This is a genomic window from Phenylobacterium sp. (genome assembly GCF_030693405.1).
Classification (GTDB): Bacteria; Pseudomonadota; Alphaproteobacteria; order Caulobacterales; family Caulobacteraceae; genus Phenylobacterium.
The window spans coordinates 117,589-135,850 of sequence record NZ_JAUYAW010000044.1; the positions used below are offsets into that span (position 1 = coordinate 117,589).

The window sequence follows — 18,262 nt, forward strand, 5'->3', positions numbered from 1 at the left end:
GCTAGACGGCCTAACGGACCAGGGGACGCCCGCGCCTTAGCCAGAGCATGAGGCCGGTGACTGACAGGGCCGCGGTGATTATGCCGCCTAGGAAGACCAGTGCGCGGCCGACCTCGCCGAAGGCCTGGCCGGAGTGAAGGGGGTACTGCCAGGCGAAAAAGGCGTCGCCAAGCCCCTTTCCTACATCATGGCGGCGCCCGACGATCTCGCCGGTTTCCATGTCCACATAGGTCCAGAGGCGGCCCTGGTAGTCCAGATCGCGGGGATCAAAGGTGCGGATGGCGTAGACACCCTTGTCAGGGAGGGGGCGCAGGCTGTCGATCTCTTCTAGCGGCGCGACCTTCGACATGGCTTGGTCGATGGTCAGGCGCGCCTCGATGGTCCGGTCCGGCAGGCTGTATTCCAGTCGGTCTGACACGGCTGCGATGGGGCGCACGGCCTCCCGGCTCAATTCCGGCCAAGCCAGGGTGACGCCGGTCAGCGCCAGGGCGAAGGTCACGGGCCAGGCCCATAGCCCCGGGGCGCGATGCCAGTCGAAGAGTCGGCGCAGGCTGCCAGGGCGGCCATTGACCCAGAAGGCCTCCCGCCACAGGGCGAGCTTGGGCACGGCCAAGGCCAGGGCCAGGAGGTGATCGATCAGCCAGAATAGACTGATTAAGCCAAAGACCGCCGTCACCCACGGGGCGACCAGCAGATCGACGTGCAGGCCATAGAGCAGATCAGGCAGGTGTCGCCTGTCCAGGGACCAGACCCCACTCTGGCGCCATCCCACCAGTTCGCCGCTCTGGGGATGGGCGAACACTTGAACACCCGTCCGCTGGCCCTCAATCGTCGCCGAGCCAATCAGCCAGATTGTCTCATTCGGCCGATCGGGAAGGTCGATATGACGAGACTGGAGCCCTGGAAACAGCGCCTCTGCCCGGGTCAGCGCCGTGGTGACCGGCGCAGGGACAGGCGGACCCGTCCGGGCGACCTGACGCAGGTCGCCGTTCAGGGCGTGATCCAGCTCCTCATAGTAGGTGATCGCCGAGCCGGTGATCGCCAGCAGCATCAGCCACAGTCCGGCGGCGAGGCCGAACCACCGATGCCACAGCCGCAGGGCGCGCCGGCCGGCCTTCATCAGAAGCGGTAGGAGGCGGTCAGCCTCACATTGCGCCCGGGTTCGTTGAGGCCGCGGACGATCTCATAGCCGGGGATGGCGCTGTAGTCGGCCACGCTGGCATGGGCGCGGTAGGTCTCGTCGAAGACGTTGTAGATCGCCGCGAGCAGCTCGATGTTGCGGTCTTCGAAGGGTGTCCAGCGGGCGAACAGGTCCAGGACCGTGTAGCCAGGCTTATCCACGAACTGGGTCTGTCCGATATAGCCCAGCTCCACCTCGCGATAGAGCACCTCGATATCATTAAGGTCGCTGTAGTGGGTCAGGCTGGCCTGAAAGCCCAGGCGGGGGCTCGGGTCGAACCGACCGGTCACGTTGACGTTGTCGCCCATCGAATTGCCAAGGGCGATCTGTTCATAACCCTCGATCTGGCGACCGTTCAGGCGGGCGTCGTAGCTGTTGTAGAAGGCGTCCACCCCCCACAGGCCCGCATCATAGCCGAGCCGAATCTCGACGCCGTCGGATTGGTAGTCGCCGACATTCTCATAATAGGTGGCGGCCTGAGGGGCGGGACCTGATCCCAGCTGATCAAGGATCACATCCTTGATCTTCATGTCGTAATAGACGGCCGAGGCCGTCCAGCCGTCCTGAACCCAGGCCAGGCCGACCTCGAAATTGCCCACCGTCTCGGCCCTCAGGTCCGGCGCCAGGGAGCGGCGGCCGGGTCGGCTTTCCAAGGTGAAGGCGTCGCCGATCTCCTTGCCCCGGAAGGCCTCGGCATAGCCGATATTCAGGGTGAGCCCGGCGAGAAGCTCATAGTCCAGGCCGGCGTTGAAGCTGAAGCCGTCACTGGCGGCGCGCCCGCCATAGGTGATCTGCTCCAGCTCATAATCGTCATAGCGGGCGCCGAAGCTGATCTTGAGGGCCTCGGTCGGACGCCAGAGGTTCTGGGCGTAGATCGCGCTCAGCTGGCCTTCCTCTTCGAAGCGGCTGACGTTCCGATCCCAGGTCCACGGCCCCCACTGGGCGATGTCGCCGAGGTACTGGCTCATGACGGAGTCTCGCCGGTGCTCGACGCCAGCGGTCAGACGGTGGGCGCCCAGTTCGAAGCGGCCGCGCAGGTCAAAGCCCTGGGACTCGATCTCGGCCCCATAGAGGCCCCAGCGATCAAAGCGGTCCTGGGTGAAGTCCGTGCGGGTGACATAGCCGGTGGCTTCCAGGTCCCACCCCTGCCCGGAGTCAAAGCCGTAATTGGCCACGGCCGTGCGCCGCTCGGCCTCGGCGGGGAACAGGCGGTCATTGACGCGCACGGGCCAGTTGGGCCGTTGCCCGAAGGCGCCCTTCTCCTTGCGCTGCTCGTAGCTGACGGCGAACCGATGTCCGTCCCCGAAGTCTCCGCCGACCTTCAGGAAGCCCAGGGTCTGCTCGCCGGCGGTGCCGCGCATCAGGACGCCGTCGCCGTCCTCCATGGCTTCGCGGTCCACATGGACGAAGGACGCCATCACGCCGACGTCTCCCGTCAGGCGTCCATAGCCGGTCAGGCTGTATTTCTGGCCGTCATTGGAGAACCAACCGGCCTTGGCGATCGCGCCGAAGCGCTGATCGCCCTCCAGTAGGCTCACCGGGTCGCGGGTGCGGAAGCGGATGGCGCCGCCGATCGCGCCGAAGCCTGCGGTGGCCTCACCAGCTCCGGTCTGAAGCTCCACGGTCTCCAGCAACTCAGGCTCGATGGAGACGCGGCCGATGTGGTGGAACAGGGTGCCGCCCTGGGGGGCGCCGTCCACCGTGACGTTGAGCTGGGAGTCTTCCAGCCCGCGGACATAGATCTTCTGGGCCAGGCCGACCGAGCCGCCGACGGTCACCGACGGCGTGCGGCGAAAGATGTCCTGCAGATCGTTGGCCTGGGTGGCCGCCAGCTCCGAACGGGTGACGGCCACATCGGTCAGAGCGCCGACGACCACAAGCTCGTCGATCTCGCTCGGGCGCTCAGGCGCGGCCAGGGCCAGGGCGCTGGCGGGCAATGCCAGCAGGATGGGCGCGGCGGAGGCGGCGCAGACGAGAGCGTGTTTCAGCATGTGATCCCCCAAGGTTCGTCAGGGGGCGTCTAAACAACCTCACGCAAGACGGTCAAGAATAATGCGAACGACTCGCATTATCTCTCGCATATCCTGGTCATCCGAGCTGCCTCACAGCCAGGGGGCAGGCGTCTCCCGGGCCAGCATCTCCTCGTAGGTCGGCCGGGGGCGCACGATGGCGTAGTCGCCGCCCTTGACCATGACCTCGGGGACCAGGGGGCGGCTGTTGTACTCGCTGGCCATGGAGGCGCCATAGGCCCCGGCGCTCATGAAGGCCACCAGGTCGCCGGATTCGAAGGCCGGCAGGGCGCGATCCCGGGTGAAGGTGTCGCCGGTCTCGCAGACGGGGCCGACCACATCATAGGGCCTGGCCTCCCCCTCACGGGGATTGACCGCGCGGATGTCGTGATAGGCGTCGTACATGGCCGGACGCAGCAGGTCGTTCATGGCGGCGTCCAGGACCAGGAAGCGCCGACCCTCAGGCCGCTCATGAACGTGCACCACCTGAGCCAGCAGCACGCCCGCGTTGGCCGCGATCACCCGGCCGGGCTCGAAGGCGAGCGTCACGTCCAGGCCGCGGGTCGCCTGCGCAACGACCTTGGCGTAGTCGGCAGGCGTGGGGGGCTCGGGCTGGTTGAAATAGGGCACGCCCAGCCCGCCGCCCAGGTCCAGACGCTCCACGTGCAGGCCTTCGCCCTTGAGGCGACGGACGAGACCCGCCATCTTTTCGAACGCCTCGGCCATGGGGGCGAGATCGGTGATCTGGCTGCCGATGTGACAGGCCACGCCGACAGGCTTCAGCCAGGCGTTGTTGGAGGCCTGGGCGTAGAGCCGCTCAGCTTCGGCGAAGGAGACGCCGAACTTGTTCTCCGACTTGCCGGTGGCGATCTTGGCGTGGCCGCCGGCCGCCACATCGGGATTGACCCGGAAGGCGATGGTGGCGCGTTTGCCCAGACTTTGCGCCACCTGGGCGATGGCCAGCATTTCCGGCTCGGACTCCACATTGATCTCGCAGACCCCGGCGTCCAGGGCGAAGGCGATCTCAGAGCGGGTCTTGCCGACGCCGGAGAAGACGATGCGCTCGGGCGGCACGCCGGCGGCGAGCGCCCTGCGGATCTCGCCCTCGGACACCGTATCGGCCCCGGCGCCCAGCTGGGCGAGTGTCCTGAGTACAGCCAGGTTGGAGTTGGCCTTCACCGCAAAGGCGATCAGCGGGTCGTGGACGCCCTCGGCCTCCAGGGCCTCGCGCAGGACCGTATAGTGCCGCTCGAAGGTGGCGGTGGAATAGACATAGACCGGCGTGCCTACCGCCTGGGCGATGGCCGCCAGGGGCACATCCTCACAGTACAGCTCGCCGTCCCGCAGTTCGAAGTGATTCATCGGGGATTGGCGTAGGGGTCGGGAAGGGCGCCCTGCGGGCCCGAGGAGCTCGGATTGGACGACGTCCCATCGATGGGCAGGGTGCGCGACGGCGCCGGGTTGGTGGAGCGGGTGCGTGGATCGACCGTGTCCACCGGCTTGCCGGCCGCCGGCCGCGGGCCGACCACCTCGCCGGTGGCCGGATCGCCCCACAGGGGCGGCGGACGATCAAGGCCGCCGGCCTTGCCGCAGGCGGCGATGGTCAAGGTGCTGGCCAGGGCCAAGAGCAGCGGGACGCGGAGGTTCATTTCAGCAAGTCCTTCCAGCGGGCGACCTGGGCGCGAACCTGGTCGGGAGCAGCGCCGCCATAGCTTTTGCGGCTGGCCACGGATGCGGCCGGTGTCAGAACCTCATAAACGCCGGAGCCGATGCGCGGGTCCAGGGCCTTCATGTCGTCCAGGGGCAGGTCGGCCAGGTCGCAGCCCAACAGCTCGGCCCGCTTCACCGCAGCGCCGGTGATGTGGTGGGCGTCGCGGAAGGGCATGTCGAGGGTCCGCACCAGCCAGTCGGCGAGATCAGTGGCGGTGGAGAAGCCGGCCCCGGCCGCTGCCGCCATGCGCGCGGCGTTGGGGGTCAGGTCGGCGACCATGCCGGTCATGGCGCCCAGCGACAGGTCGAGCACGTCGAAGGCTTCAAAGGTCGGGACCTTGTCCTCCTGCATGTCCTTGGAATAGGCGAGCGGAAGGCCCTTCATCACCACGGTCAGCTGGGTGAAGGCCGCCAGCATGCGGCCGGCCTTGGCCCGGACGAGCTCGGCGGCGTCCGGATTCTTCTTCTGCGGCATGATGGACGAGCCGGTGGTGAAGGCGTCCGACAGGGCGATGAAGCCGAACTGCGGCGTCATCCAGATGACGATCTCCTCGGCCAGGCGCGACAGGTGTGTGGCGCAGATGGCGCCGGCCGCCAGAGCCTCGAGCGCAAAATCGCGGGACGAGACGCTGTCCAGCGAGTTGGCGGTGGGCCGGTCGAACCCGAGCGCCTTGGCCGTGGCGTGACGGTCGATGGGGAAGGGCGAGCCGGCCAGGGCCGCGGCGCCCAGGGGGCATTCATTCATGCGGATCGCCGCGTCGGTGAACCGCGAGGCGTCGCGGCCGAACATCTCCACATAGGCCATCAGGTGGTGGCCGAAGGTCACCGGCTGGGCCGGCTGCAGGTGGGTGAAGCCCGGCATCAGGGTCTCAGCGTGGGCCTCGGCCTGGGCCACAAGGGCCCGCTGGAGGGCCTGAAGTTGCCCCGCCGTGCGATGGCAGGCCTCGCGGACCCACATGCGGAAGTCGAGCGCCACCTGGTCGTTGCGTGAGCGGGCGGTGTGCAGCCGGCCGGCCGCCGGGCCGATCAGCTCGCGCAGGCGGGCCTCCACATTCATGTGGATGTCTTCGTATTCGTCGCGGAAGGGGAAGGTCCCGTCGGCGATCTCCGCCTCGATGCGCGAGAGGCCGTCCTGGATGGCGGCCTCGTCAGCGGCTCCGATGACCCCCTGGGCCTTCAGCATCGCCGCGTGCGCCCGGGAGCCGGCCAGATCCTGCGGCGCCAGACGCTTGTCGAAGCCGATGGAGACATTGATCGCCTGCATCAGGTCGGCGGGCTTGGCGGAAAATCGTCCGCCCCACATGGCCTGACCCTGGCCGGAGGGCTCGGCCTTCGCCATATGGACGTCGTGTTGCGGTGTATCGGAGGCTTTGTCGGACATATGAGCGATCAGTCAACGGCGAAACCCGGACCCCGCCTGTTCGGCAAGGTCCTTTGGGGCGTCGCCGCCCTCGGCGTCGCGGCGGTGGTCTACATCATCGGCCAGGCTTCCACCAATCCCGATGCGAGCCGGGGGATGCGGGCCTTCGCCAAGGGCGAGATGGCCGCCCTGCAGACGCCCAAGGATCCCCGACCGGCGCCGGTGACCACCATCTATGACCCTGATGGCCAGCCCGTGCGGCTTGGCGACTACCGCGGCGAGGTGGTGGTGCTGAACCTGTGGGCCACCTGGTGCCCGCCCTGCGTCGCCGAAATGCCGACCCTGGCGGCGCTCGCCAAGCACTATGAGGGCCAACCGGTGCGGGTGCTGGCCGTCAGCATCGACCGCCCGACCGAGATCGACAAGGCGCGGACCTTCATCGGCCAGCACGCCCCGCTGGCCTTCTACAGCGACCCCAATATGAAGCTCGCCTTCGACCTGGTCCCCCCGGCGCCGGGCATGCCCACCACGGTTATCTATGGGGCCGACGGCATCGAGCGCGCCCGGCTGTCGGGGGGCGCGGACTGGGGCGGAGAGGACGCCAAGGCCGTGGTGGATCAAGTTCTAGGCGCCGAATAGCGGCCTTTTCGGATTGACCGGCGAAAGGTCGTCGTCGAAATTTGAGGGGCGACAATCCGAGATTTGGGCCGAGCTAAGCTGCGTTTCCCGAGGACTGAGATTGTTGACGGGCGCCCGGTTTCCCGCGGCGTCACGTTTCGTCAGCTAGTCGGGAGACGACAGATTATGGCCTCAGGTACGGTCAAGTGGTTCAACACCACCAAGGGTTACGGCTTCATCCAGCCGGATGACGGCGGCAAGGACGTGTTCGTCCATATCTCCGCCGTGGAGCAGGCCGGCATGCGCGCCCTCAATGAAGGCGACAAGGTCAGCTATCAGCTGCGCGAAGAGCGCGGCAAGACCGCTGCGGTGGATCTGAAGACCCTCTGATCGACGCGATCGCTGATCCGGCGGAAGAGGGCGCGGCGGTGACGTCGCGCCCTTTTTCGTGGCCGGCCGGCAAGACCCCGCCTCAGGCCGGTTCGCGCTTGCGGGCGATCGCCGTCTGCATCGGGGCGGTCGTCCCGGGCGACAGGATGCGCAGGAAGCTGACCAGGGCGGTGCGGGCGTCCTGCGGCAGCTGTTCGTAAACCGTGAGCAGCTCCAGCGCGCCAGGGGTGCGCATCCGCGACAGCAGGTCGAGGTCGACGCTCGGCTCTTCGTCGGGGGTGTCCAGCACGTCCAGCAGGTCAGTCACCCGGCAACGCAGGGCGCGGGCGATCTGGACCAGGCGGGAGAAGGAAATGCGGTTGGCGCCGTTTTCGTATTTCTGGATTTGCTGGAAGCTCACGCCGCACTGTTCCGCCAGGGCCTCCTGCGACATGCCGATGGTCCGGCGGCGAATGCGCACGGCCGCCCCCAGGGCGATGTCCATGGGATCGGGGCTCTTGGTCGTGGACTCCGTCAAATCCGTCTCCTCATTCCTGCAGGTTATCCCAACGGAAGCGCCGTCGAGCCGAAATGTTTCAAGTGTGAGAAGTTGTGGTTGCTCCTCACCACCCGCCTAGCGTCGGTAACCCATGAGTTGCAAGAATGACGTTCTACGAAAATGGGTAGATCGTGACGTGTCGCGATGTCGCGGCGGGACGGATGCGCGACAGCCTGGCCTGTCTTGCGCCGCAAATGCATCTCATGCGCGTTTCTAGCGACGCCAGGTTGCCGCCCGCCCCCGTCGGCAGGGGCCAGCGGGCAAGGTCGATCGCCGCCACCCCGCCACAGTTCGCCGCCTCGCAATAGGCCCACACCGGCCCTTCAGTACATTTCGGGTCTGAAACAAAGGCCGCAGCGCCCTGCTCTTCAAACCCCCGTGATCGTATTGTCATCGCCACCTCCATCGCTCGAACAAAAGCAGAACAACGGGTGCGACGCGACTCCCTTATGGGTGAGGGCGCGGGACTTGCGATCTAGGGCTGAGGGTATCGTTGGGCAGGTGCGAGAGGGCCGCTGATACGGGCGGTGATCCTCGACTGCCGATCCAGTCCCCGATGTGGGGATCGCGACAATCCAGTACACACGTTAATCATGTTGAAAACACGTCGCAAAACGTCGCATGACGCGACGTGCTGCAGCAGCTCTAGGAGGCGGCGGCCAGGGCTGGGGAGGGCGCCGCGGCGTCCAGGAAGCTCTTCAGTTCAACCAGCGGCATCGCGCGGGCCACCAGATAGCCCTGAATGAGGTCGCATCCGAGCCCGAGAAGGACCGCTTCCACCGCGGCGTCTTCCACACCTTCGGCGACGACCTTCATGTTGAGACTGTGCGCCAACTCGATGGTCGAACGCAGGATCAGGCGATCGCGCTCAGTGGACACCGCCGTAGCGATGCTGCGGTCGAGCTTGAGTTCGTCGGCCTCAAGGGTCTTCAGATAGGACAGCGACGATAGCCCGACGCCATAGTCGTCGATGGAGATGGCCAGCCCCGCCTGCCGGAAGGCGCTCACCGCCGCTATGGCCGCCTGCGGGCTTTCGATGACCGCGGTCTCAGTGACTTCCAGGCATAGTTCATGCGCCCGCGCGCCGACCGTGTGGAGCACGAAGTCCCGGAAGGCCAGGTCGCAGAGCACCCGGCCTGAGACGTTCACCGACACTTTCAGATCATACCCTGCCCGTCGCAGCGCTGAGCTGTCGGCCAGGGCCTGGGTCAGGGTCCACTCGGTCAGTTCCCGGATGCTGCCCGTCTCTTCGGCGGCGAGGATGAAGATGTCGGGCCGGATGGCGCCCCGGGTCGGGTGGGTCCAGCGCATCAGCGCCTCAACCCCGACAATCGCGCCGTCCGCCGCGCGCTTGGGTTGATAGTGCAGGCCGATCTGACCCTCTTCGAGACCCTGCCGGAGATCGCTCATCAGGGAGAGGTTCAGCGTCGGATCGGGGAAGGCCGCAGGTTGGAACATCAGGCGCCGATGGGTCTGCCGCCGAGCCTCATCCAGGGCGATGGTCGCCTGTTCGAGGAGCCGCTCGTCCGTCTCGGACGGGTTCCAGTCATAGGCCACGCCCAGGCGAAGGAAGGCGTCCACCAGGGCGCCATCCACCTGATAGGCTGGGTCCAGGGCCTCCAGACGCGCGAGCTCAGCCTCCAACGCCGCCACGTCGCCCCGGCGCACCACCAGGCCAAGCACGCCCGTGGACAGATAGCCAAGCCGGCTGGCGTGACAGGTCCTCAGGAGGCGAGCGGCCACCGCACGCACCACATCATTGGCCATGCCATAGCCGATGGCCGCCCGCATCTGCGCGTAACGATCGACCCCAATGGCCACGACGGCGACGGCGCCGGCCTCACCGCGACGGGCGCGGGCGATCTCTTCCAGAAGCGCGCGCCGGTTGGGCAGCTCGGTTTCGGGCTCGTGCATGGCCAGATGCAGCAGACCGGCTTCCCGGGCGCGCACGATGTCTTCCCCGCGTCGCCGCAGCTCCAGCTGGATTGCGACCGCCAGGCAAAGCAACTGGGTCAGCAGCAGGGGACTCACCGGCAGGACGGCGGGCGCCAGCGCCTGCACGACAACCGGCGCCCCCAGGATCAGCACGATCACCAGCAGATGCCGGCGGGCCAGCCCTTCCAGACTGTTCGTCCGCCGGGTGGGGCGGAGAGTCAGGGCCACGGCGATGATCAGGACCAGGGTGACCAGCGGGTGGGGCGCGTGCAGGGCGCGACCCTGGGCCAGGCTCTCATAGGCCAGGGCGTGGACGAACACCCCTGGCAGGATCCCGTGGCGGGGGGTCGCGAGATTGTCGCCCAGTTCCAGGGCGGTGGCGCCGACCAGCACCTTGCGCCCGCGGACGAGCGCCGGATCGAACCGGTTCTCATAGACGTCCTGGAAGCTGAGGGTCGGGATGCTGGCCGGCTCGATGCCATAGTCGATGGAGAAGGCCCCCGTGCGGCCATAGGGCTCGCCGGCCATCAGGGCGGCCATGGAGGGACGGAAGGCGTCCTCGGCGGCGAAGCCCCGCAGATATCGTCGCACCTGCCCGTCTGAGTCAGCGACGACGTTGACGCTGGCGAGCAGGGCTTCATCGGACAGCGCCGCCAGGGGCGTGTTCTCGACCATCGGCGCGCCGGCCGTACTGCGCTGGGCGGGCTGAACAAAGGTGGGAAGGATCACCGCGCCTGGGGTTTTGGCGATCACCTCGGCGAAGGCGCGATCCATCTCCGGCGTCGATCTGGCGCTGAAGTCCACATCGAAGCCCACAAGCTCGGCGCCTGCGGCGCTCAGATGATCGAGCGCCTGGGCGTAGCGGTCACGGTCCCACGGCCAGACATCGGCGATGTTCAGGCTTTTCGCGTCGATCTCAACCAGAACCAGGTCCTGGCTCGCCGACCGCTGGATCAGCGCGAACCGCTGGCTGGCCAGGGCGTCTTCCACCGGCCGCAGGGCGCCGCTCGCCGTGATCACCGCCACGAGGGCCACGATGATGGCGACGGTCGCCAGGCATCGGGTCAGTGAGGCCCCCAGGGGCGCAGTGGGCGGCGTCATGGCGTCTAGGGCTGTCGGCCCTGTCCCCCGCCATTGCCGTTGTCGACACCTGAGGGGACGTCCGCAGGGGGGCCGTTTCCATTGCCGCTATTGGCGCCTGCGCCTGCGGGGACGTCGGCGGGCGGGCCGTTTCCATTGCCGTTGCTGGCGCCGGGGCCGGCAGGGACGCTTGCAGGAGGGGCGTTTCCATTGCCGTTATCGGCGGCGGGGCCAGCGGGGACATCGGCGAGCGGACGGCCGCCATTGCCGTTATTGACGCCTGGGCCGGCAGGGACGATCGCAGGTGGGCCGTTGCCATTGCCATTATTGGCGCCTGCGCCCGCGGGGACCTCGGCGGGCGGACCGCCGCTGTTGCCGTTGCTGGCGCCGGGGCCTGCGGGGACGCTGGCCGGAGGGCCGCCGCCATTGCCGTTATTGGCGCCGGGTCCAGCCGGGACGCTGGCCGGAGGGCCATTGCCGTCGCCATTGCCGCCATTTGAGAGACCGGGGCCGGTGTTGGCCGACTGCGCCATGGCCGCGACGGACGCGCTGGCCAGGGTCATGGCCTGATCACCGCCATTGGAACTCTGCGCCGACGGCTGATCAGCGCCTGCGCTCACCACCCTGCCTGTCGCGAGGTCGCGACCGAGGGGGGCGTCAGGCCCCGCGACGACGCCTTCGGACACCTGGCTGTAGTCCAGGGCGGGCAGGTCCTGGGATGCCGGCTCCGGGATGGCGACGCTGGCCGGAGCAATCACGCCCACCTGGTCGGGGGCTTCTCGGGTCACCCGGCCCGTCACGCCAGACGGGATGTCGTTGGGCGGGCCGCCAGCATTGGCGCGAACCTCCACCAGGCCCTCGGCGACGTGGACCGTGTCGCTGACCGCGCCGACCGAGACGGTGAAGGTGGTGCCCTTGACCACGGCGGCCAGCAGCGGGGTGTCGACGCGGAAGTGGGGCTGGGCCTGCTTGTTGACCTGGAAGACGATGGAGCCCAGGTCCTGCATGATCCGGATCATGCCCGCTGGCTGACCGGCGGCCACGGTCATGCGGCTGTTGGGGCCGATCACGATCCGCTTTTCGCCGTTGCTCAGCACAGCGCGCGCACCGCCAGCGGTGGTGATGTCCGCCCCAGCGGGAATGGTCAGGTTCGGGGCGCCAGCCTTGGGTTCCTCGCCCGGCGCGGCGACACGCACCCGTCCGGTGACCTCGACCAGGCGCCAGTCGGCTGCGGCCGCGGCGCCTGCGCCCAGCAAAACAGTCGTTCCCATCAGGGCCGCGAGGGCCCGCTTCATGCCATGCATCTTCTACGCCTTCAGGCCAGACCGCGCTTCGGCGGCTTTGGGTCGAACCTGAAGCCTAGGGCAGCAGGGCTAACCGAGACCTAATGTTTGAGCAATTTTATATTGTTAGCAGGTCGTTCACCTTCTTGGCCGACCCTGGTTAACCCTGTTGCAGCCTCGAGGCCGGTATTGTCTGCGCGTCTGGTTCTGCGTCGTGCGGCGCCCGCCCTGGCGTCTGTCGCGGCCGTCCTGACCGCAGGGTTCGGGGGCGGTCCGGCTGATCGCGCCCTGGCCCGCGCGGAAGACGAAACGCGGCAGTCAGCCGCCGCTGAGGCCCCGGCCGCGGATCGTTTCGTGCTGCGCGGCCTGACGATCGACGGGGTGAGCGCCTATCGGCAGGGGGACCTGGCGCCCCTCTACGCCAATGCGCTGGCCACCGAGGTCGGGATTTCCGATCTGGCGGGCGTGGCTCAGGCCCTGACGGATCGCTACCGCAAGGACGGCTATTTCCTGGCCCGCGCCGCAACGCCGCGACAGGTCGGCGCGGAGGGGCACGCACGGCTGGTCGTCTATGAGGGCTATGTCGGCGAGGTCGCCTTTGAGGGAGACGCCGTTCCGGCTGTCGGCGCCCTGCTGGGCGATATCGTGGACATCCGGCCCCTGAAATTGGCCGACCTGGATCGACGCCTGGCGCTGGCCAACGATCTGCCAGGGGTCAAGGTGACCGCCAAGCTGGAGCCGGACTTCGATGATCCGGCCCGGCACAGGCTGGTGGTGCACACCCGGCTTCGCCAGATGGAGGGCCAGGTCTATGCGGACAACCGTGGCGGCGAGCAGGCCGGACCCTGGCAGGTCTATGCCCGTGGCGCGGTCAATTCCGCCCTGCGATCCGGCGACCAGCTGGGGCTCGGCGTCCTGACCACGCCGGGACCGGCGCCAAGGTTCACCCAGGTGGATGTCTCCTACGGCGCGCCGCTGCCCGGGGGCGGGCAGCTTCGCGGGACCCTGGCCGCCTCCAAGGCCGATGGCGACCCCGATGGGCTGGCTGCGACCTTGGGCAATGAAAGCCAGTCGGCCAGCGTCCGGCTCTCACTACCCGCCGTGCGTCGTCAGGACCACGCCCTTTGGGTGCTGGCCCAGGCCGATGTCCGCCGGGTCGAGCAGAACTGGACGACGGCCGACCTTGTGGACGAGCTGGCCGTGGTGCGGCTGGCCCTGCAGGGTGAGCGACGGGGAGAGGGCCGCTACTCTACCGCTTTCGCCCAGATCAGCCGTGGCTTTGGCGGGCTGGGCGGCGATGTCCGGGATGGGCGTACGCGATGGGACGCCAGCGGCCGGTTCTGGAAGCTCTATCTGCACGGTTCGCATTACCGCGACCTCGGACCGAGGGCTGGTCTGTTCATGTCCGCCAACGGCCAATGGTCCCCCGATCCCCTCCTGGCGTCAGAGGAGTTCTCGGCGGGAGGTCTGCCTGTGGGCAGGGCCTATGACTATGCCGAGATCATGGGCGATCGTGGTGTGGCCGGGCAGGTGGAGCTCCGGGCGGGCTGGGATCCGCAGCTGCGGCCAATGACCTTCTTCCAGACCTATGGCTTCGTCGATGGCGCCAAGGTCTGGAACTATAACGCCGCCCCGGGGTGGGAGTCGGTGGACCTGGCGTCGGCCGGCGCAGGGGTGCGGCTGGTGTTCAAGGAGCGGCTGAGCCTGCGCTTTGAGCTGGCCAAGCCCCTGACACGCAAGCCCTACGCCCACGAAACCAAGGGCCTGCGGGGCTTCATCTCGCTGTCGTCAAGCTTCTGACCCCTCAGGCCGCAGTAGCGCCCTGTCCGTCGGCGACGCTTTGCAGCACGGCGATGAGCCGCTCAGGCTCGATGGGCTTGGGCATGTGCAGGTCGGCGCCGGCCTCAAGGCTGGCGGCCCGGTGTTCGGGCAGGGTGTTGGCCGTCAGCATGACGATGGGAGTGCGGCCCTGGTCGGAGGAATGCTCTCTGGCCCGAATGTTCCGGATCGCGGTCAGGCCGTCCATCACCGGCATCTGCATGTCCATCAGCACCATGTCGAAGGGCGCGGCCTCGAAGGCCTGACAGGCCTCCAGCCCGTTCTCGGCCAGCACCAGCTCCACGTCGAATTCGGAGAGCAGAACCTCAACCACCTGACGGTTCACCGGATGATCATCGGCCACCAGGATACGCAGAGGGCGGGTCTGGATGGTCTCCCGTTCCGTCGGCTCAGCCTCCGGGGCGCCTTCAGCCACGGGCAGGGGGATATCGGCCCAGAAGCTGGCGCCCAGGCCCGGCCGGCCTTCGGCGTCCATCGTCCCGCCCATCAACTCCACCAGCTCGCGGCTGATGGCCAGGCCCAGGCCCATGCCCCCATAGCGGCGGCCGATGCTGGCGTCGCCCTGGGCGAAACGCTTGAAGAGCTCGGCCTTGCGGGCCGGATCAAAGCCCATGCCGTGATCGGTCACCTGCAGCCGCCAGCGATCTTCGCCCGTCGGTTTCAGGCTGACCTGGATGTCCCCCGACTCGGTGAACTTGATGGCGTTTGTCAGCAGGTTGGCCAGAACCTGCTTCAGCCGCACCGGATCACCCACCACCCGTGTCTCCGCCTCGGGCGCGATATCCAGGGAGAGGGTCAGGCCCTTTTCTTCGGCCCGGGGGCGCAGAAGCGTGTCGATGGTCCGCGCAGCGTCGGCGAGATTGAAGGACTCGCGACTGATGCGGACAGAGCCCGTCTCCATCCGGGCCACGTCGAGCAGATCAGACAGGAGCCGTTCCAGACTGGTCCCTGAGGAGCGGATGATCTCCACCATGTTCCGCTGCACGGGAGACAGGGGGGTGGCCTCCAGGGCCGCGGCGACCGCGCAGACCCCATTCAGCGGCGTGCGGATCTCGTGGCTCATATTGGCCAGGAACTCCGTCTGGGTGCGCTGGGCCTCCATCTGCTGACGCCAGGCGTTACGCGCCCGTCCGATCATCACCGCGCCGACTGCGCCAAAGGTCAGCAGGACCGCGAGGATGGGCAGGATGGAGTTGCGAAGCAGCAGCGCCCCGGGCCGCTGCGGCGTCCACGCCAGGATGAGCGGGGCGTCAGACTGCTCGACGTCCATCCGGACCTGAGCATCGCCGGGCTTCAGGTGGGCCTCTCCCAATCCGGTCCGCAGATCCGCGAGCTGGTAACGCTCAGCGAGCAGGTCAATGGAGACCTCGCGAACGGGCAACAGGGTGAGCATGACCAGACCGCGGTCTTCACGCGGCATGGCCGCGCCGGTGTCGGGCTGAATCAGTGTGGCGGTCGCCAGGACATTGCGGCCATCAACCACGGCGAAGCCGCTGGCCTGGATAGGCGCGGGCATGGTCGACCAGGGCGCCCGAGCGCTGTTCAGGGGCGGTCGCTGGGTTTCGTCGTCCCTGACCGCCGCCACGAGGTCATCAAAAACCGAGATGGTCGCGGCATCCAGGGGCGCCCGCTCCCGCCCCCGGCGGTGGTAGATGGGCTGGTCCTGCGGATCGAGGACCGTCAGCTCGCTGAACTCAAAGCCCAGGGCGTAGAAGTCGTTCAGATTGGCGTCGGCCCAGTCCAGGTCGCGGCGGTTGTCGAGGAAGAGGATGACCTCGTCCCAGGTGGTCTCCGAGACCGTGGCGGCCTCAACCTCGGCGATGGCGGAGACCAGGCCCTGGCGCACCAGTTCCTCCTCGCGTGTCCGGGTCTGCTGGTCGACGCTCTGGCTCCAGAGCACAAGGCTGAGGATGAAGACGGTCATCGCGGCCAGAGCGATGGCCACGGCGGGAACGAGCAGGTTACGGTTACTGAGGCGACGCATTTCGCTGTCCTCAAGTGTCCCGAGCGTGTTCAGAGACAAGCTCTCCCGATTCCGAAAACCAAGGTTAGCCCAAATAGGCTGCGCGCTTGATCCGGTCTAGTCCCGGGGCGGGCTGGGCGTCCTGACGGGATCACTGGGCGGCCAGGCGCGGACGGCGACGGCGGCGGTCAGCGAGCCGAGCACGGCCATGACCGCGCCGAGCGCCTGGACGTCAGACATGCCGGTAGCCAGCAGCCGTCCTGTCATGGCGCCGGAGACAAAGACGAGGCTTGCGGTGCCCCATTCGGCCATGCCTTGCGAAAACAGCCCCTTGAACATGTGATCATTCCACCTTCTGCGGTTGGAGGATCATGCCCAGAGCGCGGTTAGATTTTTCTTACGGGGGGCCTGGCTGCGGCTTCTGGACGCAGGGTCCGCGGCCCGGCGCGGGGCCTGATGAACGCGTCGCTGTCGGTTCGGAAATCTAATACCCTGTTTGTGGCTGCTATGCCTTGACCCCAATCAAAACCGACCATCAACTCGGTTAAAATCAGAGGGATCAAATGCGCCCGAAGGACCAGCTGGCACGTGAGCTGCGGTACATCCGTAAGATCTCGCGCACCCTTCCAAGGGTGAAATCTGTCTCACCGGATTCCGCCAATCTGGTCTGTGATGATCTGCAGGCCGCGATGGACAAGTGGCGCGACCGCCCGGCAATGACCTTCGAGGGGCGCACGGTCACCTATGCCGAGCTGGACGGGATCGCCAACCGCTACGCCCATTGGGCGACCGGGCTGAACCTGCGCCGGGGCCAGACGGTGGCGCTGTTCATGCCCAACCGGCTTGAGTACTTCTGCATCTGGTACGGACTGTCCAAGGTTGGGGTGGTCACCGCCCTGATCAACAACCAGCTCACCGGCGCGGGGCTGGCCCACTGCCTGAACATTTCCGGCGCCAGCCACTGCATCGTCGATCCTGAGACTTCTGGGGCGTTTGAAGAGGTCAAGGATACCCTGGAGACCCAGGTTCATCAGTGGATGCTCGGGGAAGCGCACAATGAGCAGCGCGATCTGGTGCAGGCGCTCAAGAGCTGCAGCCACCTGCCCCCCGACCGCAGCGTCCGCGAGGGGATGACCGCCCGGGATACCTGCCTGTACATCTTCACCAGCGGCACCACGGGCCTGCCCAAGGCCGCTCGGGTCACCCACATGCGCGCCCAGTTCTACATGCTGGGGTTTGCTGGCGCGACCGGCGGCAGGGAGACCGACCGCATCTATGTGACCCTCCCGCTCTATCACGCCACCGGCGGCCTCTGCGCCCTGGGCGCGGCCCTCCTGAATGGCGGTTCAGTGGTGCTGAAGAAGAAGTTCTCGGCAAGCCAGTTCTGGCCTGACATCTCGGCTGAGGGCTGCACCATGTTCGTCTATATCGGCGAGCTCTGCCGCTACCTGGTCAACCATCCGGTGTCCGAGGTCGAGACCCAGCACAAGCTGCGCCTGGCCTTCGGCAATGGGCTGCGGCCCGATGTCTGGCCGGTGCTCACCAGCCGCTTCCGCATTCCCGACGTCCTGGAGTTCTACGGCTCCACGGAAGGCAATGTGTCGATGTTCAACTTCGACGGAAAGGTGGGTTCGATCGGCCGCATCCCAAGCTACCTGCGGCGCCGGATGGGCTTCAAACTGGTCCAGTTCGATGTGGAGAATGAGGTTCCGGTCCGGGGTCCGGACGGCTTCTGCATCGCCTGCGGCGTAGGCCAGATCGGAGAGTGCATCGGGCGCATCAGCAACGATCCCCGGACGGAGTTCACCGGCTATCTGGACAAGGCCGCCAGCGAGAAGAAGGTCCTCCGGGACGTGTTCGAAAAGGGCGACGCTTGGTTCCGGACTGGCGACCTGATGCAGCAGGACGCCGAGGGCTACTACTATTTCATCGACCGGATCGGAGACACCTTCCGCTGGAAGGGGGAGAATGTCTCCACCAACGAGGTCTCCGCCCGCCTTCAGGAGGCGCCGGGCGTGCTGGAGGCCAATGTCTACGGAGTCGAGGTGCCCGGCGCCGACGGGCGGGCCGGCATGGCCGCCCTGGTCACCGACGAGGCCTTCGATCTGGAGGCCTTCAATGCCCATGTGGGGCAAGAGCTGGCGCCCTACGCCCAGCCCCTGTTCCTGCGGATGATGCCCGCCATGGAGGTCACCGGCACCTTCAAGCAGCGCAAGGTGGAGCTGGTCAGCGAGGGGTTCGATCCCGCCAAGGTGAAGACGCCGCTCTACTTCAAGGATCCCGACAAGGGCTATGTGAAGATCACCAAGGCGGTGTTCACCAAACTGACCGCGGGCGGCTACCGAATCTAGGCCTGC

The 18,262-nt window shown here is 67.2% G+C and carries 14 protein-coding genes; 4 read left to right on the forward strand and 10 right to left on the reverse strand.

The window, feature by feature from the left end; all coding sequences use genetic code 11:
- Positions 1-10: 10 nt before the first annotated feature.
- The 5 genes from Q8N19_RS08645 to argH all read right to left on the reverse strand — a co-directional run bounded on the left by Q8N19_RS08645 (position 11) and on the right by argH (position 6,280).
- On the reverse strand, positions 11-1,120 hold the full coding sequence (locus Q8N19_RS08645; RefSeq protein ID WP_305589740.1) for a PepSY domain-containing protein: 1,110 nt from the start codon (positions 1,118-1,120) through the stop codon (positions 11-13).
- Positions 1,120-3,171, reverse strand: coding sequence for a TonB-dependent receptor (locus tag Q8N19_RS08650; protein ID WP_305589742.1), 2,052 nt, complete (start codon positions 3,169-3,171; stop codon positions 1,120-1,122). The genes Q8N19_RS08645 and Q8N19_RS08650 overlap by 1 nt, the downstream gene beginning before the upstream one ends.
- Before the next feature lie 111 nt (positions 3,172-3,282).
- Entirely contained in the window at positions 3,283-4,551 is a 1,269-nt protein-coding gene (gene lysA, locus Q8N19_RS08655) for a diaminopimelate decarboxylase (RefSeq protein ID WP_305589744.1), read from the reverse strand.
- Complete coding sequence (locus tag Q8N19_RS08660; protein ID WP_305589746.1) at positions 4,548-4,838, reverse strand: hypothetical protein; 291 nt, start codon at positions 4,836-4,838, stop codon at positions 4,548-4,550. Before Q8N19_RS08660 ends, lysA begins: the two co-directional genes overlap by 4 nt.
- Positions 4,835-6,280, reverse strand: a complete 1,446-nt coding sequence (gene argH, locus Q8N19_RS08665) for an argininosuccinate lyase (RefSeq protein WP_305589748.1) — start codon at positions 6,278-6,280, stop codon at positions 4,835-4,837. The genes Q8N19_RS08660 and argH overlap by 4 nt, the downstream gene beginning before the upstream one ends.
- Between argH and Q8N19_RS08670 the strand changes: the two genes are divergently transcribed.
- Both Q8N19_RS08670 and Q8N19_RS08675 read left to right on the forward strand, forming a co-directional pair.
- Positions 6,281-6,898, forward strand: a complete 618-nt coding sequence (locus tag Q8N19_RS08670; protein ID WP_305589750.1) for a TlpA disulfide reductase family protein — start codon at positions 6,281-6,283, stop codon at positions 6,896-6,898.
- A gap of 165 nt (positions 6,899-7,063) precedes the next feature.
- Positions 7,064-7,267, forward strand: coding sequence for a cold-shock protein (locus Q8N19_RS08675; RefSeq protein ID WP_293318179.1), 204 nt, complete (start codon positions 7,064-7,066; stop codon positions 7,265-7,267).
- A gap of 82 nt (positions 7,268-7,349) precedes the next feature.
- Here the strand turns inward: Q8N19_RS08675 and Q8N19_RS08680 are convergent, their stop codons facing one another.
- From Q8N19_RS08680 to Q8N19_RS08690, 3 genes are all read right to left on the reverse strand, one after another.
- Positions 7,350-7,784, reverse strand: a complete 435-nt coding sequence (locus tag Q8N19_RS08680; RefSeq protein WP_305589753.1) for a helix-turn-helix domain-containing protein — start codon at positions 7,782-7,784, stop codon at positions 7,350-7,352.
- 666 nt (positions 7,785-8,450) lie between these two features.
- Positions 8,451-10,841 carry a bifunctional diguanylate cyclase/phosphodiesterase gene (locus Q8N19_RS08685; RefSeq protein WP_305589755.1) on the reverse strand — a complete coding sequence of 797 codons (2,391 nt, stop codon included), beginning with the start codon at positions 10,839-10,841 and terminating at the stop codon, positions 8,451-8,453.
- A gap of 5 nt (positions 10,842-10,846) precedes the next feature.
- Positions 10,847-12,115, reverse strand: a complete 1,269-nt coding sequence (locus Q8N19_RS08690; protein ID WP_305589757.1) for a FecR family protein — start codon at positions 12,113-12,115, stop codon at positions 10,847-10,849.
- Between the two features lie 177 nt (positions 12,116-12,292).
- On the opposite strand from Q8N19_RS08690, the gene Q8N19_RS08695 reads away from it, so the two are divergent.
- Complete coding sequence (locus Q8N19_RS08695) at positions 12,293-13,903, forward strand: ShlB/FhaC/HecB family hemolysin secretion/activation protein (protein WP_305589759.1); 1,611 nt, start codon at positions 12,293-12,295, stop codon at positions 13,901-13,903.
- A gap of 4 nt (positions 13,904-13,907) precedes the next feature.
- On the opposite strand, the gene Q8N19_RS08700 is transcribed toward Q8N19_RS08695, so the two are convergent.
- On the reverse strand, positions 13,908-15,926 hold the full coding sequence (locus tag Q8N19_RS08700) for an ATP-binding protein (RefSeq protein ID WP_305589761.1): 2,019 nt from the start codon (positions 15,924-15,926) through the stop codon (positions 13,908-13,910).
- Positions 15,927-16,022: 96 nt separating this feature from the next.
- Positions 16,023-16,244, reverse strand: coding sequence for a hypothetical protein (locus Q8N19_RS08705; RefSeq protein ID WP_305589763.1), 222 nt, complete (start codon positions 16,242-16,244; stop codon positions 16,023-16,025).
- Positions 16,245-16,468: 224 nt separating this feature from the next.
- Here Q8N19_RS08705 and Q8N19_RS08710 point away from each other — a divergent pair, with 224 nt between their 5' ends.
- Positions 16,469-18,256 (forward strand): long-chain-acyl-CoA synthetase, encoded by a 1,788-nt coding sequence (locus Q8N19_RS08710; RefSeq protein WP_305589765.1) that lies wholly within the window; start codon positions 16,469-16,471, stop codon positions 18,254-18,256.
- Positions 18,257-18,262: the final 6 nt, after the last annotated feature.

What these genes read in the sequence shown, in the direction of transcription:
- Q8N19_RS08645 (WP_305589740.1), bottom strand. Translation starts at nt 1,120, where the DNA reads ATGAAGGCCGGCCGGCGCGCCCTGCGGCTGTGGCATCGGTGGTTCGGC.
- Q8N19_RS08650 (WP_305589742.1), bottom strand. Translation starts at nt 3,171, where the DNA reads ATGCTGAAACACGCTCTCGTCTGCGCCGCCTCCGCCGCGCCCATCCTG.
- lysA (WP_305589744.1), bottom strand. Translation starts at nt 4,551, where the DNA reads ATGAATCACTTCGAACTGCGGGACGGCGAGCTGTACTGTGAGGATGTG.
- Q8N19_RS08660 (WP_305589746.1), bottom strand. Translation starts at nt 4,838, where the DNA reads ATGAACCTCCGCGTCCCGCTGCTCTTGGCCCTGGCCAGCACCTTGACC.
- argH (WP_305589748.1), bottom strand. Translation starts at nt 6,280, where the DNA reads ATGTCCGACAAAGCCTCCGATACACCGCAACACGACGTCCATATGGCG.
- Q8N19_RS08670 (WP_305589750.1), top strand. Translation starts at nt 6,281, where the DNA reads ATGAGCGATCAGTCAACGGCGAAACCCGGACCCCGCCTGTTCGGCAAG.
- Q8N19_RS08675 (WP_293318179.1), top strand. Translation starts at nt 7,064, where the DNA reads ATGGCCTCAGGTACGGTCAAGTGGTTCAACACCACCAAGGGTTACGGC.
- Q8N19_RS08685 (WP_305589755.1), bottom strand. Translation starts at nt 10,841, where the DNA reads ATGACGCCGCCCACTGCGCCCCTGGGGGCCTCACTGACCCGATGCCTG.
- Q8N19_RS08690 (WP_305589757.1), bottom strand. Translation starts at nt 12,115, where the DNA reads ATGAAGCGGGCCCTCGCGGCCCTGATGGGAACGACTGTTTTGCTGGGC.
- Q8N19_RS08700 (WP_305589761.1), bottom strand. Translation starts at nt 15,926, where the DNA reads ATGCGTCGCCTCAGTAACCGTAACCTGCTCGTTCCCGCCGTGGCCATC.
- Q8N19_RS08705 (WP_305589763.1), bottom strand. Translation starts at nt 16,244, where the DNA reads ATGTTCAAGGGGCTGTTTTCGCAAGGCATGGCCGAATGGGGCACCGCA.
- Q8N19_RS08710 (WP_305589765.1), top strand. Translation starts at nt 16,469, where the DNA reads ATGCGCCCGAAGGACCAGCTGGCACGTGAGCTGCGGTACATCCGTAAG.